Here is a 13,820-nt window from a genome sequence, read left to right on the forward strand (position 1 = left end):
CTCGGTCCCGGCGGGGTCGGCGGCACGCTGCGGGGCGTCGTCGAGGAGCTGGGCCACGGTGCGGGGGCCTCCATCACGGGCGTCGAGAAGTACGCGGACGGTGGCCGATGCTACGCGTGGTCACCGACCCCCCTGCCCAACCCCTCCGGCGGCCGCCGCACGGCCCCGCGAGTTCGCCGGACCGCCACGTCGCGTTCGCCGTCGCGGCCCGGCTCAGAACCAGCGTTCGAGCACCAGTGCCAAGCCGTCGTCGGCGTTGCTGGCGGTGACCTCGTCGGCCACGGCGTGCAGGTCGCCGTGGGCGTTGCCCATCGCGACGCCGTGCCCGGCCCAGCGCAGCATCTCCAGGTCGTTGGGCATGTCCCCGAACGCGACGACGTCGGCCGCGGTGAACCCGAGCCGGTCGCAGACCTCGGCCAGGCCGGTGGCCTTGGTGACCCCGGCCGGCGATATCTCGACGAGCCCGCGGGGGTGGGAGAACGTGAGATCCGCGGCGTCCCCGATGACCGGGGCGAGCGCGGCCACCATCGCGTCGCTGCGCATCTGCGGGTCGCGGATCAGCATCTTCACGGCGGGCCGGGTGAGCAGGTCGGTGCGCGGGGCGGTGTGGTTGTCACCGTCGGCCCAGGCGTGGATGTAGTCGGGCTCGGCGACGAAGTGGTCCCCCGCCGCCACCTCCCCGACGCCCTCGACGGCCAGCCGGCAGCCCGGCAGCGTCGCCGTGATCACCGTCGCCAGCTCGGCCAGCGTGGCCGGGTCGATGGTGCGCGACCAGACGACGCGGTCCTCGACGGCGTCGTAGAGCACGCCCCCGTTGGCGCACACGGCGAAGCGGGTCATGGGCAGCTGGGCCACCACCGGCGGGATCCAGCGCGGCGGACGCCCGGTGACCAGCACGAACGTCACACCTCCGGCCACGAGCCGCTCGATCACGGCCGACGTCCGCGGCGTCACCTCGTCGAAGGGGTTGAGCAGGGTGCCGTCGACGTCCGTGGCGACCAACCGGGGAGCTTGCACGTGACCAGCCTACGGCCGCACCGGCGCTGACCACGGGCACGCGGTCGTCCGGGAAGATCGACGGGCGACCACCCGCCCGTGATCACGGGGGTTCACCTACAGCCGCACCGGCATCAGCAGCGACGTGGACCGCTCCGAGCGCAGCACCAGCGGCGCCACCGGGCCGTCGAGGGAGAGCATCAGCTGACCGCCCCCGCCGGCGTCGACGGCCTCCAGCAGGAACTCGCGGTTCACCCCGACCCCGCCCGGCGCGACGGTCACGGCCCCGCCGGGCCCGACCGCCAGCTCCGTGACCGGGAACTCGACGCCGTCCTGCTCCCGGACCGACGTCCGCTCCGGCGCGCCGGCGACGGCCGCGCGGAGGGCCTCCGCGTCGACGGTCGCCGTGCCCGTGGGGGTCCACCGGTCCCAGGGCATGCCGCGGTGGTCGGGGTAGGCGTCGTCGCGCAGCGTGCCGCTGACCTCGGCTCCGTCCGTCCGGACCGTGATGGTCGCGCCCTCGACGGTGATCGTGACGGTGTCCGTGTCGGGGTCGGCGTCGGGGTCGGGATCGGCGTCGGTGTCGGCGCCGAGGACGGCCGCGATCTCGTCGGCCACCGCCACGGGCACGACCGCGGAGAACCCGGAGCCCTCCGACGCGGGCACCGTCGCCAGGGCCAGGCGGTAGCGGTCGGTCGCGACGAGGCTCAGCACGCCGTCGGCCAGGTCGAACAGGACGCTCGCCAGCACGGGCAGCCCGGGATCGGACCCCGCCGCGAACCGGACGGCGCGCAGGGCGGCGGCGAGGTCGGGGGCGGGCACGGTGACGGACACGGGGTTCTCCAGGGGTTCGAGCAGCAACGGCACCGCGGAGAGCGCACGGCGGGCGTCGGCCAGCCCCGCCTCGAGGGCACGGACGTGCCCGGCCAGCAGCGCGTCGACGTGCGCGGGGTCGGCGCGGTGCTCCAGCACCTCCCGGATGCCGGCCAGCGGCATCCCGACCCGGCGCAGCACGGCCACCAGCCGCGCCACCGCGACCTGCTCGGGCGCGTAGAAGCGGTAGCCGCTCTGCGGGTCCACGTGGGCCGGGCTCAGCAGCCCGACGCCGTCGTAGAACCGCAGGGCGCTCACCGTCAGCCCCGACTCCCGGGACATCCGGCCGATCCCGCGCATGCTCTCCACGACACCGACCCTCCCGCCTCGACCTGGTCGAGGGTCAACCCGTCAGACCCGGATGATCTCCAGGCCGCCGACCCCGACGACGGCGTCGAAGTCGTCGTCCTGCGTGACGACCGGAAGACCACGCGACGCGGCACTGGCGGCGATCCACAGATCGTTCACGTTCACGCGCCGACCTGCCTGCGCGAGATGCACCCTCATCCTCGCCCACATCAGCGCCGCGGCCTCGTCGACTTCGATCAGCTCCACGTCGGCGACGGCGTCGAGCGTGGTCATCCTGCGGGCCCGGGTTTCGACATCGGCCGCCACCAGGACCCCCGCCTGGAGCTCGGCCAGCGTGACGACGGAGATGGCCGCCTCGTCGGGGACCCGCTCCTCGTTCAGCGGGCGACCGCTCTCGGCGGCGATGAAGACACTCGTGTCGAGGAGACCTCTCGTCGGAGACGTCACCGGATCGGCGGCAGATCGTCGGTGGTGTCGCCGGCGAGAAGGGCGAGGTCGGCCCGCAGACCGGGATCGGCCTGCGCCCGCCGCAGCCGCGCCACGATCACGTCGCGGCTGGTCCAGCTCCGTCGGGACCGCTGGGCGGGCACGAGATCGGCCACGTGCCGGCCGTTGACCGTCACCGCGAGACTCTCGCCGGCCTGGACGCGTCGGAGTACCCCCGCCGTGTCGTTCCGCAGCTCGCGCGACGCGATCTCGTCCCTCATGCGACGAGTGTAGGCCATCGGCCTACGGCCTGGCTCAGATGATCGCGACCGCCACCACGAGGCCCAGGGCGATGTGCACGGCCGCCACCAGATAGACCTGCGGCACCGTCGTCTCGCCGGCGAGCACGGCGCGCATGTCGATGCCCGTGATCCACTCCAGCAGCCGGGCGCCCAGCACCTGGGCGACGACGCCGACCACGCCGAAGATCAGGGTCGTGAGCAGGCCGTCGAGCAGCGCACCGGACGACACGTAGATCGACACCACCACGATGAACGCGATGCCGACCATGCCCGCGGCCGTGATGATCACGGCGTTGGGCCTGCCCTCCCGGACCTGCCTGTTGAGCGGGCCGGGCGTGGTGAGGTCCACGGCGAAGAAGCCCAGCAGCATCAGCAGCACGCCGAGCACCGCGTAGAGCAGGATCGCGCCGATGCCGGTACCGATCACGGCACCGTCGAGAGCTGCCAGATGGACATCAGGGGTCACGTCAAACCTCCAGAAACGTCATTCGGGGATGCGGTGGGGGACGAACGCCGCGCCGTCGTCGGTCACGAGGCCGACCGTCTCGCGGATGCCCAGCCCGGCCGAGGTGTCGCCGACCACCCACGCGCCGAGCGCGGGGCGGAAGCCGTCGAACTCGGGCAGCGGCGCGAAGAGCTGGTAGACGTAGCCCTCCTCGCCGTAGACGCCGGAGGTCTCGGTCTCGGATCCGGGCGAGACGATGGAGATGTTGGCGCCCTCACGGCCGAGCCGGGGCTTGCGCACGTACTCGGTGAGCATCCCGGGCTGGTCGAGGTAGGCGGGCAGCAGGTTGGGGTGGCCGGGGTACATCTCCCACATGACGGCCAGCAGTGCCTTGTTGGACAGGATCGTCTTCCACAGCGGCTCGACCCACAGCGTCTCGGGGAGGCTGCGCAGCACGTGCTTGCCGAAGTCGTCGGTGAGCACCCACTCCCACGGGTAGAGCTTGAACACCGCGGCCATCGGCGCCTCGGCGAGATCCACGAACCGGTCGAGCGACGCGTCCCAGCCGATGTCCTCGATGGCCAGGCCGATCGTGTTCAGGCCAGCCTCGGCGGCGGTCTCCTGCAGGTACCCGACGGTGACGTGGTCCTCGCCGCTGGTGTCGCCGCCCGACCACGTGAAGTAGACGTCGTCACCGGGCAGCGTGGCCTTGACCTGCCCCCAGCGCTCCACGAGCTTCTCGTGGATGGAGTTCCACTGGTCGTCGGACCCGTGGGTGTCCTTGAGCCAGTTCCACTGCAGGATCGACGCCTCGAGCAGCGTGGTGGGGGTGTCGGCGTTGTACTCCAGGAGCTTGCACGGGCCGTCGCCGCCGTAGCGCAGGTCGAACCGGCCGTAGACGTGCGGGTCGCTGCGCTTCCACGACGCCGCCACGCCCTCCCACGCGTACTCGGGGATGGCGAAGTCGCGGAACCGCTCCGTGGTGACGACGTGGTCGACGGCCTCCAGGCACATCGAGTGCAGCACCTCGACGTCGGCCTCCAGGGAGAGGACCTCGTCCATCGAGAACGTGTAGTGCACCGACTCGTCCCAGTAGGGCCGGTCGACGCCGCCCTGGCCCCGGCCGGGTGCGCCGTAGACCATCCCCTGCTCCGCGACGGTCTTCTCCCAGCCCGGGCGGGGGGTGCCGGTGTGGCGTTCCATCTAGGAGCCGCTGCTCGAGCTGCCGCTCGAGCTGCCGAGGCCGCCGCGGGTCACCGAGCTGCTGCCGCCGTCGGAGGCCGAGCCGCCGCCCGACGAGCTCGACACCTTGCCGCCCGAGAGCGTCTTGCCCGACGACGTCGAGACGCGCGTGGAGCTCTTCGGGACGGTGGTGGTGCCGCCGGAGACGCGCTGGCCGATGTCACCGCTGCCGCCGTAGTTGTAGTAGTACTGCCGACCGCCGCTGCCGATGAAGATCGGGTAGAAGCCGCCGCCGGAGTGGTAGGTGGTGGTGGACGCGGGCGTCACGCAGTTGGAGTCGTCGACCACGACGCCGTCCTCGCCGACGCACTTGGCCTGCACGGTCTCGTCGCCGCCGGCCTGCGAGATGCCGTAGCCGACGGCGATCACCGCGACCACGCCCACGGTGACGCCGGCGCCGACGAGGATGCGCTTGCGCTTCACCCGCGCCTTCTCGGCGTCCTCCGCCTCCTGCGCGGCCGCCGCCTGACGACGGCGTTCGGCCTGCTCACGGGCCTTCTGCTCGGCCAGCGTCGGCGGGCGGGGCGTGGTGGAGGACGGGTCCTGATAGGACATCGAGCCGGGCGCCGGGCGGGGGACCCCGCCGGGATCGGTCGGGTCGTCGTCGTTCGTACCGTTCGCCACTCGAGCCCCCTCGGCTGTGCCGTCGCGCCGTTCACAGTTGATCCCCGCGCGGGCGAACCGTACCGGTTGTGCGATTTCGGGCCAACGCTGACGCTCGCAGCACACCAGCTACCGATGACCGAGCCGCGCCGCCCCACCCCCGACCGGGCGACGAGGTCACGGCATGATGACGGTCGACATGAGCCGTTCACTCCTGAGCGCGGCCAGGCCCTCCTCCCCGGGGTCCCCGCGCAGCGCTGCCGACACTCCCCCGGCCCACCCCGGCGACCCCCAGAGCCGCACCGTGCGCCGCGTGGTCGCGGCGGTCGTGGTCGGGGCGCTGACGATGTTCGGCGTCGCCACCCTGGACACGTTCGCCGGCGCCACCGTGCCCGTGCTCGGCACGTTCGCCTCGCTGCCCGCCCCGGACGACCAGCCGGAGACCATCGAGGTCCCGGCGCCGCCGTCGCAGCCGGGCACGTGCCTGAACTGGACGCGCGCCGACGCCGCCGACGCGCAGGTCGTCGACTGCGCCAAGCCGCACCTGTTCGAGCAGGCCGGTTCCGTCACTCTCGCCGACCAGGCCACGCTGCCGTCCGACCAGCAGTGGCGCGACCTCGTCAAGACCCGCTGCACGCCCGTGGTGCTCAAGTACCTGAACAACACGTTCGACCCGAACGGCCGCTACCGGGTGGGCGCGCTCAAGCCGTCCGCCGCGAAGTGGGCCCAGGGCGACCGCGAGCTGCGGTGCGGCCTGCAGAGCGCGTCGCAGTCCGGGGCCCTGTACCCGCTCGCGGGCAAGGTGGCCGGCGGCGACCAGGCCGACGTCCAGCAGCCCGGCACCTGCCTCGCCATCAACGGCAAGCAGATCGGCGACCCCATCGACTGCGCCAAGCCGCACGCCGTCGAGACCGCCGGCATCGTCGACGTGTCGAAGAAGTTCACCGGCGGGTTCCCCGCGGTGGCCGACCAGGACGCGTTCCTGCAGCCCGAGTGCGACAAGGTCGCCGACGCCTACGCGGGCAACCCCGACGTGATCGCCCAGAAGAAGCTCACCGTCTACTGGGACAACATCACCGAGGCCTCGTGGAAGGCCGGCACCCGCAAGGTCAACTGCAACCTGGGTGCACTGTTGCCCGACCGCAGCGGCTTCGCCCCCGTCACGGGCTCGGTCAAGGGTTCCGTCGCCGTCGGGAGCACGCCGGCCCCGCCCGCGTCGGACACCCCGGACCCGGGCGTCCCCGCGCCGCCCACCACCGACCCGGCGGCGCCGGCCTCCGACCAGCCGACGGCCACGCCCGGCCCGTCCGCCGCCCTGCCCGCACCCGCCAACCCGGTCGTCCCGCTGCCTGCTCCCCGGGGATGAACCGGACGGAGTTCGAGGAGCTCGTCGGCGACGCGCTCGACACCATCCCGGCCGAGCTCCTGGCGGCGATGGACAACGTCGTGGTGCTCGTCGACGGGCGGCACCCCGACGAGCCGGACCTGCTGGGCCTCTACGAGGGCATCGCCCTGACCGAGCGCACCAGCGACTACGGCGGCGTCCTGCCCGACCGGATCACGATCTTCCAGGACGCGATCCTGGACTTCTGCGGTGACGATCGCGACGAGGTGGTGCGCGAGGTGGCCATCACGGTGGTGCACGAGGTGGCCCACCACTTCGGCATCGACGAGGACACCCTGCACGAGCTGGGCTGGGGATAGCGCCTGCGGCGCCCGTGCGCGGATAACGGTGTTCCCGCACTGATTTCCGCGCACGACCTCCGTCAGGCCGGGGACCCGCCCGCCGTCACGTCGCCCCGGACCGGCGAGGCCTCGTCCCAGTGCTCCAGGGCCCAGCCCGACGTGGTGCGCTGCAGGATCACCAGGCCCGTGTTGGGGACGTACTTCGTCTCCGCCGTGTCGCCCAGCAGGGCCGCCGCCGCCAGCCGGATCGCCGCCCCGTGGCTCACCAGCACCACCGTGTCGGAGGCGCCGTCGGTGATCGCCTCGACCACCGGGACGTAGCGCGCCCGCAGGTCCAGCGCCGACTCGCCGCCGGGCAGGTGCGCGTCGAGGTCGCCGTTCCACCAGGCGTGGTAGCAGCGGTCGAACTGCGCGCGGGCGTCCTCGTCGGAGCGGCCCTCGAGATCGCCGCAGTACACCTCGTGCACGCCCTCGACGATCTGCACGTCGAACCCGTGCGCCGCGGCGACCGGGGTCGCGGTCTGCTGGGCTCGCGTGGCCGTCGAGGCGTGGACGACCGAGAGACGCTCACCCGCCAGCCGCTGTCCGAGCGCCGCGGCCTGGCTCAGCCCGAGCTCGTTGAGCGGGCGCCCGGGCGGGCGGGAGTCGAGCTCCTTCGTCACGTTGGCGGCGGTCTGGCCGTGGCGGGCCAGGATGAGGCGGGTCACCAGCTCGTCCCCGATCGCAGGGCCGCCAGCCACCTCTCGGCCGCGGCGAATCCGTCCGTGCCGCCGAGCGGACCCGCGGGACCGGTCGGGCGGGGTGCGGCGCCATTGCCGGCCCGCGGGTAGGAGCCGAGGAACCGGACGCGGTCGCACCGGCGGTGCAGCGCTGCGAGCGCCTCCCCCATCGCCGGCTCGGCGACGTGACCGAGGCAGTCGAGGTGGAACCAGTACTCGGCGTGCCGGTCCTTGATCGGGCGCGACTCGATGCGCGTGAGGTCGATGCCCCGCACCGCCAGCTCGGTGAGCAGCCCGAGCAGCGTGCCCGGCCGGTTCTCGGTGGTGGCGGCGATGCTGGTGCGGTCGTTACCGGTGGGGGCGGGCGGCGGCCCCGGCCTGGCCACCAGCGCGAACCGCGTGACGGCGCCCGCGTTGTCGGCGACGTCGCCTGCCAGCACCTCCAGACCGTTCAGCTCGGCGGCCAGCGGCGACGCCACGGCCGCGTCGAACTCACCGCGCGCCACCTGCGCCGCGGCCTCGGACGTGGACGTCGAGAGCAGCACCTCGGCGTCGGGGAGGTGCTGGGCGATCCAGCCGCGGGTCTGCGCGATGCCGTGCGTGTGGGAGGCGACGGTGCGGACGTCCTCGCGGCGGGTGCCCGGGCGCACCATGAGGTCGAAGCTCACGGACACCAGCGCCTCGCGGACGATCACCAGCGGCGGGTCGGCCACCAGCCCGTCGAGCACGGCGGGCACGGCTCCTTCGACGGAGTTCTCGATCGGCACGCAGCCGGCGTCGGCGGACCCGTCCCGGACGGCGGCGAGGACCGCGAGGCTGCCGCCGCACGGCACGAGCTCGGCGCCGTCGGACTCGGGCAGCGAGCGCAGCGCCTGCTCGGTGAACGTGCCGCTCGGGCCCAGGAAGGCGAGACGTGCCATCAGGCCAGCAGGCCCAGGCCCGCGAGCTGCGCGGCCGGCACCGGCTCGAGATCGACGCCGCAGTGCGACAGGATGCCCCGCACGCCCTTGACGGCCTCCTCGGACAGCCCCTCGATCTCGGCGGCCAGCGCCGTGCCGTCGGTGCTCTCCAGCGCCTCGGCCACGTTCTCGCCACCCAGGGCCCGGGACACGGCGACCAGGACGTTGAGCACGCCGTGGCGCGGCGGCCCGTCGACCGGGCGGACGATGTCGCGCAGCCCGAGCACGGTGAACGAGCGCCCCGTGCCGGCGACGACCTCCACGAACCGCTCGATGTCGCCGGCGGCGGGCACGTCGGCCGCGCGGGGGCCGCCGCAGCGCAGCTTGGGGGCACACCCGTGTTCGGCCACGCGGCGCACCGCCTCGAGCCAGGCCGTGGTGCCGGGCACGTCACCGGCCTGCGGACGGCGGGGCTCGACGACGGCCATGACGTCCTCGGGCACGAACTCCGAGACGCGCTCGAGCCAGACGGCGTCGACGTCCGGCGGGGCCGACGTCTCGACGGTGCGCGGGGTGAGCAGGCTCGACCGCGAGAACACCGTGGACAGCGCCTTGGGCACCGCGCCGAGCCCGGTGTCCACCACGAGCGCGACGTCGACGGGCCGGGCCGGCACCGAGCGCGCGAGCTCGGTGACCACGGCCGACAGTCGCGACACGGGGCAGACGAGCTGCCCGACCAGCCCGCCGTAGCGGCCGTCGCGGGAGCTGAGGTACCGCGCGACCACGGCGTCGACACCGGGGGCCGTGGCCCGGGGCTGCAGCAGGCTGGTGTCGTCGACGAGCCGGGCGAACAGCGGAGGAATGGCCCAGGAGTCGGTACCGGCCGCCGTCGTCACGATCCCAGACGCTAACGAATGGGGCCGCTGGACTCCGCGCCCCCCTCGATATAGCTTAGGCTTACCTAAGCAGGAGGTGCTTCGTTGGGAACCACCCAGGTTCGTCGTCCGCCCGCTCCGTCCGACGCCGAACGCGCCCGGAGTGTCGTCGCGCGGACCAACATCACGGCACCCGTCCCGGCACTCGGCGGCACCGCCTCCCTGGTCGGCACCGGATGCCCACCGAGCACTCCGGTCGCGCACCACGTGTGGGCCGACGGTTCGGCCGCGCTGCTCCTGGCCGACGACGACCCGCTGCTCCCGTGGGCGGCGTCCGGCGTCCCGGTGATGCTGGAGATGCGCGACCACGCGCCCGTGGACCTGCGGGAGCCCGTCCGGGCGCTGCTGTGGGTCACCGGGCTGCTCACCGTGCCCGCACCGGACGCCGCCCGCCGGATCGCCGCCACCGTCGCCGAGCACCGACCGGACCCCGCCCTGCTCGACCTCGGCCACGGCACCACGCTGGTGCGCCTGGCTCCCGGGTCGGTGGTGCTGTCGGACGCCGAGGGCACCGCGGCGCTGGCCCCCGTCACGCTCGCGGCCGCCCGGCCGGACCCGTTCTGCCACTACGAGCAGAAGTGGCTCGCCCACCTGGAGCAGGCGCACCCCGAGGTGTTCCGGGCGCTGGGGCGGCACCTGCCGCAGGCCCTGCGCAGCGCGACCGTCCGTCCGCTCGGCGTGGACCGCTGCGGGCTGCGGCTGCGGATCGAGACCGGCCACCGCGACCACGACGTGCGGCTGTGCTGGGAGCAGACCATCACCACGGTGGAGGAGCTGCGCGCCCAGCTGCAACTGCTCGTCGGGTGCCCCTACCGGGCGGGCTGACTCAAGCCGAGGCGAGCGGCGAGCGACGCTCGCGGACGCGGGCGGTGACCCGGCGCTCGGCGAAGAACGACGCGAACGGGACGGTACCGGCGATCAGGATGACCAGCGCGTCCACGGGCTTCCACCGGCAGCGCTCGGCGAGCAGCAGCGTGCACACGATGTAGATCATGTAGAGGAAGCCGTGGGTGACGCCCACGATCGAGACCAGCGTGGGCTGGCCGAAGAAGTACTTCAGCGGCATCGCGACCAGCACCAGCAGGAGCAGCCCGATGCCGGTGATCCACGCGATGACGCGGTAGTTCCGCAGGGCGGTTTCGATCGACACGGGGATCCTCAATCGTTGTCGCGGGCGGCCAGCTCGGCCAGCATGCGGTTGTAGGCCGCCATCTCCGGGTCCTCGTCGGCCTGGACGGGCCGGGCCCGCACCGGTCGCGGCCCGAAGGGCGAGGGACCGGTGGCGACGGCGGGGGCGGCCACCACGGGCTCGGGCTCCGGTTCCGGATCGGCGTCCCACGGGTGCTCGGGGAGCTCGCCCCGGATGCGCCTGATCTCCATGCCCAGCATCCGCCACCACATGTAGCCGAAGAAGAGGGCGAACACGGGCCACTGCAGGCCGTAGCCGACGTTGAGTGCGCTGCCCATCGACGACCCCGCACGGTGCCACTGCCACGCCGCCAGGAGGCCGCACGTGACCATCGCGCCGATCGTGAGCAGGTGCCACATGATCCAGCGTGGGGAGAGGACGAGCTGTCGCACCCCGTCAGAGTACGCCGACCGGTAGCGTCCGATCGTGTCCCGGCTCCGCGTCACACCTCTCCGCGCCTGGTTGTCCCCCGCATCGCCGGACGAGCCCGTGATCACCGATCCGGGCGTTCGCCGCCTCGTCGTCACCGAGATCCTGGTCGTCCTGACCGTCACCCTCGGGCTCTCGGCCCTGCGCAGCGCCCTGAGCCTGCTCGACGCCCTGCTGCGGCCCGTCCCGCTCAGCCAGCAGCAGGTGGCGCTCAACGCGCCCGCGGCGAACGCCGACCTCGTCGACCTCGCGCTGCAGCTGGTGCGGGTGCTGCAGCTCGTCGGCTGGGGCGCGCTCGGGGCGTACCTGCTGATCCGCGCCGGCTTCGCGCTGCGACACGTGGGCCTGGACGCCGGCCGCCCCGGCCGGGACGCGCTCGGCGCCGCCGGCCTGGCCGCGTTGATCGGCGTCCCGGGGCTGGGCCTCTACCTGGTGGCGCGCGCGCTCGGCGTGAGCCTGGACATCGCCCCCACCACCCTGGGCGACACGTGGTGGCGCGTGCCGGTGCTGATCGCCTCGGCGGCGGCGAACGCCTGGGCCGAGGAGCTGGTGATGATCGGGTACCTGCTGACGCGGCTGCGCCAGGTGGGGTGGTCGGAAAACCGTGCGGTGGTCGCGTCGGCCCTGCTGCGCGGCAGCTACCACCTCTACCAGGGCCTCGGCGGGTTCGTCGGCAACGTGGTGATGGGGTGCGTGTTCGGGCGCGTGTGGCAGCGCACGAACAGGCTGTGGGCGCTGATCGGCGCCCACACCCTGATCGACGTGGTGGCCTTCGTGGGCTACGCGGCGCTCGCCGGGAAGGTGGGCTGGCTCTGAATGTCAGCTAGTGCTCGGCCAGGATCTGGTAGCGCATCTTCGCCATCATGTTCTCCGCCCCGGCCGGGATGCCCGAGGCCGAGAAGAGCTCGTCGATGCGGCCGGGGATGTCCTCGGGGTCCCACTTCTTCCCGCCGTTGGTCACCTCGGCCACCGACGTGAACGGCTGGAAGATCTCGATGCTGTCGCCCTGGACGCCGAAGACCTTGCCGCTGATGTGCGCCGAGGCGTCCGAGCAGAGGAACGCCACGAGCGGCGCGATGTTCTCCGGGGCGAAGAAGTCGAACTCGCCGGCCGCCACCGACGCGTCGTGCTTGTCGCGGAACTCCTGCGGCATGAGGTCGAGCGTCATGCGCGTCAGGGCGGTGGGGGCGATCGCGTTGCTCGTGATGCCGCCGCGGGCACCCTCCATCGCGACGATCGTGGAGAACGCGGCGATGCCGGCCTTGGCGGCGCCGTAGTTGGTCTGGCCGAAGTTGCCCAGCAGCCCCGACGTGGACGCGGTGCTCACCACGTGCCCCGGGCGCTTGGCGTCCTTCCAGTACTGGACGGCCGCGCGCGTCGGCAGGAAGTGGCCGCGCAGGTGCACGCGGATGACCGCGTCCCAGTCGTCGTCGCTGAGCTTGGCGATGGTGCGGTCGCGCAGGATGCCGGCGTTGTTGACCAGCGCGTCGAGCTGGCCGAACTCGCTCACGGCCGTGCTGACCAGCCGGTTGGCCACCTCGGCGTCGGCCACGTCACCGCTCGCGGCGACGGCCCGGCCCCCGGCCGCGACGATCTCCTTCGCCACCGCCTCGCCCGCGTCCGCGTCGAACTCGGCGACGACGACGGCCGCCCCCTGCGCCGAGCACTCCAGCGCCTCGCCGCGACCGATCCCGCGGCCGGCACCGGTGACGATGACGACCTTGCCATCCAGAAGTCCCATGGACGGACTATATGACCGACGAGTAACCCTGCGCTGTCGCGCCCGCCACACCCGCTAGCGCAGGGTGATCTGCTTGCCCGCCAGCGCGTCCTTCGCGCGACGCTCCGCGTCCGTCAGCGGGGTGGTCTCCTTCAGGGCCGCATCCAGCTTCGTGGCGAACGCGCCGACCGGCTCGGACCACTCCTTCGGGTGCAGGTCACGGTCGAGATCCCAGACCGGGACGAGCAGGCCGTGGGCGCGGAACGACCCCGCGTAGCGGGTGTTCTCGCCCAGGCCGAGCTCGCCGCGGGCCTGCAGCCGGGCCAGGGCCGCGAGCAGGGCGTCCTCCGGCTCCGGGCGGACCCAGCGCAGATGGGCCTTCGTGCCGGTGTCCACCCAGTACGCGGCGCGGACACCGGGCGCGACCACCGGCTCGGTCGGCATGATCACCGCGTTGGCCCGCTCGAGGGTGGACATGACCTCGGCGGTGGGCTCGGAGCCGTCCTCGTTGGGCGGCACCCACCAGGCGAAGTCGCTGAACAGGGTGACGTCGAGCGCGGCGTCGGCCACGAGCAGGTCCTGCAGCCGCTCGCCGCCCTCGGCGCTCGGCGGCACGACGGGCAGCGAGGTGCCGGGCTCGGCGGCGAACCCCCAGGTCAGGGCGCGGGCGAGGTCGGCGGAAAGGTCGCCGGAGCGGGTCTGCACCTGCATCCCGACGAGGATCTCGCCGTCCGGCCGCACCAGCGCGGCGGACGCCCCGGGCAGCACCGACGCCAGCGTGACGACACGGTCCCGGGCGTCCTTCAACGGCAGCGGGGCCTTCGCCGACGGCAGGAACTCGCGCAGCGCGACGAGGTCGCACTCGGCGGCGAGGCCCTCGAACGGGCGGATGACGATGACGTCGTCGCCCGCTCCGTGGCAGGCCTTGTAGCGCTTGCCCGAGCCGCAGGGGCAGGGACGACGGGGGTTCTCGCCCGCGGACTGTGAGCCCTGGGCATGGGCCTCGCGGACACGTGTCTTCTTCGCCATGGTTCCGCCGACGCTAGC

18 protein-coding genes are annotated in these 13,820 nt (G+C 73.2%); 4 read left to right on the plus strand and 14 right to left on the minus strand.

Translation table 11 applies throughout. The features are described from left to right. Positions 1-213: 213 nt before the first annotated feature. The 7 genes from BGP03_RS14000 to BGP03_RS14030 all read right to left on the minus strand — a co-directional run bounded on the left by BGP03_RS14000 (position 214) and on the right by BGP03_RS14030 (position 5,217). The gene (locus BGP03_RS14000; RefSeq protein ID WP_298797226.1) at positions 214-1,017 is read right to left on the minus strand and encodes an HAD family hydrolase; all 804 of its coding nucleotides are present in this window, start codon (positions 1,015-1,017) and stop codon (positions 214-216) included. Between the two features lie 96 nt (positions 1,018-1,113). After that, complete coding sequence (locus BGP03_RS14005) at positions 1,114-2,169, minus strand: MerR family transcriptional regulator (protein WP_298797271.1); 1,056 nt, start codon at positions 2,167-2,169, stop codon at positions 1,114-1,116. A gap of 51 nt (positions 2,170-2,220) precedes the next feature. Further along, positions 2,221-2,625, minus strand: a complete 405-nt coding sequence (locus BGP03_RS14010) for a type II toxin-antitoxin system VapC family toxin (RefSeq protein WP_298797224.1) — start codon at positions 2,623-2,625, stop codon at positions 2,221-2,223. Then, positions 2,622-2,885 (minus strand): type II toxin-antitoxin system prevent-host-death family antitoxin, encoded by a 264-nt coding sequence (locus tag BGP03_RS14015; protein ID WP_296375193.1) that lies wholly within the window; start codon positions 2,883-2,885, stop codon positions 2,622-2,624. Before BGP03_RS14015 ends, BGP03_RS14010 begins: the two co-directional genes overlap by 4 nt. 34 nt (positions 2,886-2,919) lie before the next feature. Continuing rightward, positions 2,920-3,372 carry a DUF350 domain-containing protein gene (locus tag BGP03_RS14020; protein ID WP_296375195.1) on the minus strand — a complete coding sequence of 151 codons (453 nt, stop codon included), beginning with the start codon at positions 3,370-3,372 and terminating at the stop codon, positions 2,920-2,922. An 18-nt stretch (positions 3,373-3,390) separates the two neighbouring features. Further along, positions 3,391-4,554 carry a glutathionylspermidine synthase family protein gene (locus tag BGP03_RS14025; RefSeq protein ID WP_296375197.1) on the minus strand — a complete coding sequence of 388 codons (1,164 nt, stop codon included), beginning with the start codon at positions 4,552-4,554 and terminating at the stop codon, positions 3,391-3,393. Beyond that, complete coding sequence (locus tag BGP03_RS14030) at positions 4,555-5,217, minus strand: hypothetical protein (RefSeq protein WP_296375199.1); 663 nt, start codon at positions 5,215-5,217, stop codon at positions 4,555-4,557. A 178-nt stretch (positions 5,218-5,395) separates the two neighbouring features. Here BGP03_RS14030 and BGP03_RS14035 point away from each other — a divergent pair, with 178 nt between their 5' ends. Beyond that, on the plus strand, positions 5,396-6,562 hold the full coding sequence (locus BGP03_RS14035) for a septum formation family protein (RefSeq protein WP_298797221.1): 1,167 nt from the start codon (positions 5,396-5,398) through the stop codon (positions 6,560-6,562). Next, the gene (locus tag BGP03_RS14040) at positions 6,559-6,900 is read left to right on the plus strand and encodes a metallopeptidase family protein (protein ID WP_296375202.1); all 342 of its coding nucleotides are present in this window, start codon (positions 6,559-6,561) and stop codon (positions 6,898-6,900) included. Before BGP03_RS14035 ends, BGP03_RS14040 begins: the two co-directional genes overlap by 4 nt. Positions 6,901-6,962: 62 nt before the next feature. On the opposite strand, the gene BGP03_RS14045 is transcribed toward BGP03_RS14040, so the two are convergent. Genes BGP03_RS14045 through BGP03_RS14055 form a run of 3 tightly spaced genes read right to left on the minus strand, consistent with a single transcriptional unit; the run spans position 6,963 to position 9,396 of the window. Beyond that, positions 6,963-7,589 (minus strand): histidine phosphatase family protein, encoded by a 627-nt coding sequence (locus BGP03_RS14045; protein ID WP_296375204.1) that lies wholly within the window; start codon positions 7,587-7,589, stop codon positions 6,963-6,965. After that, positions 7,586-8,521: a prephenate dehydratase gene (gene pheA, locus BGP03_RS14050; RefSeq protein WP_298797218.1), complete on the minus strand. Its 936-nt coding sequence runs from the start codon at positions 8,519-8,521 to the stop codon at positions 7,586-7,588. The genes BGP03_RS14045 and pheA overlap by 4 nt, the downstream gene beginning before the upstream one ends. Next, positions 8,521-9,396 (minus strand): hypothetical protein, encoded by an 876-nt coding sequence (locus tag BGP03_RS14055; protein WP_296375208.1) that lies wholly within the window; start codon positions 9,394-9,396, stop codon positions 8,521-8,523. Before BGP03_RS14055 ends, pheA begins: the two co-directional genes overlap by 1 nt. Positions 9,397-9,480: 84 nt before the next feature. Between BGP03_RS14055 and BGP03_RS14060 the strand changes: the two genes are divergently transcribed. Next, on the plus strand, positions 9,481-10,260 hold the full coding sequence (locus tag BGP03_RS14060) for a DUF2470 domain-containing protein (protein ID WP_296375210.1): 780 nt from the start codon (positions 9,481-9,483) through the stop codon (positions 10,258-10,260). A gap of 1 nt (position 10,261) precedes the next feature. Here BGP03_RS14060 and BGP03_RS14065 read toward each other — a convergent pair whose 3' ends face one another. Together BGP03_RS14065 and BGP03_RS14070 are read right to left on the minus strand one after the other, a co-directional pair. Next, a complete protein-coding gene (locus tag BGP03_RS14065) occupies positions 10,262-10,585 on the minus strand; it encodes a DUF3817 domain-containing protein (RefSeq protein WP_296375212.1) in 324 nt (107 codons plus the stop codon). Between the two features lie 8 nt (positions 10,586-10,593). Beyond that, on the minus strand, positions 10,594-11,016 hold the full coding sequence (locus BGP03_RS14070) for a hypothetical protein (RefSeq protein ID WP_298797216.1): 423 nt from the start codon (positions 11,014-11,016) through the stop codon (positions 10,594-10,596). Between the two features lie 97 nt (positions 11,017-11,113). On the opposite strand from BGP03_RS14070, the gene BGP03_RS14075 reads away from it, so the two are divergent. After that, positions 11,114-11,869 (plus strand): CPBP family intramembrane glutamic endopeptidase, encoded by a 756-nt coding sequence (locus BGP03_RS14075; RefSeq protein WP_298797269.1) that lies wholly within the window; start codon positions 11,114-11,116, stop codon positions 11,867-11,869. Between the two features lie 7 nt (positions 11,870-11,876). Here the strand turns inward: BGP03_RS14075 and BGP03_RS14080 are convergent, their stop codons facing one another. After that, positions 11,877-12,794 (minus strand): SDR family NAD(P)-dependent oxidoreductase, encoded by a 918-nt coding sequence (locus BGP03_RS14080; RefSeq protein WP_296375217.1) that lies wholly within the window; start codon positions 12,792-12,794, stop codon positions 11,877-11,879. Positions 12,795-12,848: 54 nt separating this feature from the next. Further along, positions 12,849-13,802 (minus strand): DUF5926 family protein, encoded by a 954-nt coding sequence (locus BGP03_RS14085; RefSeq protein WP_298797214.1) that lies wholly within the window; start codon positions 13,800-13,802, stop codon positions 12,849-12,851. Positions 13,803-13,820: the final 18 nt, after the last annotated feature.

Source organism: Pseudonocardia sp. 73-21 (assembly GCF_001899645.1).
Lineage (GTDB): Bacteria > Actinomycetota > Actinomycetes > Mycobacteriales > Pseudonocardiaceae > Pseudonocardia.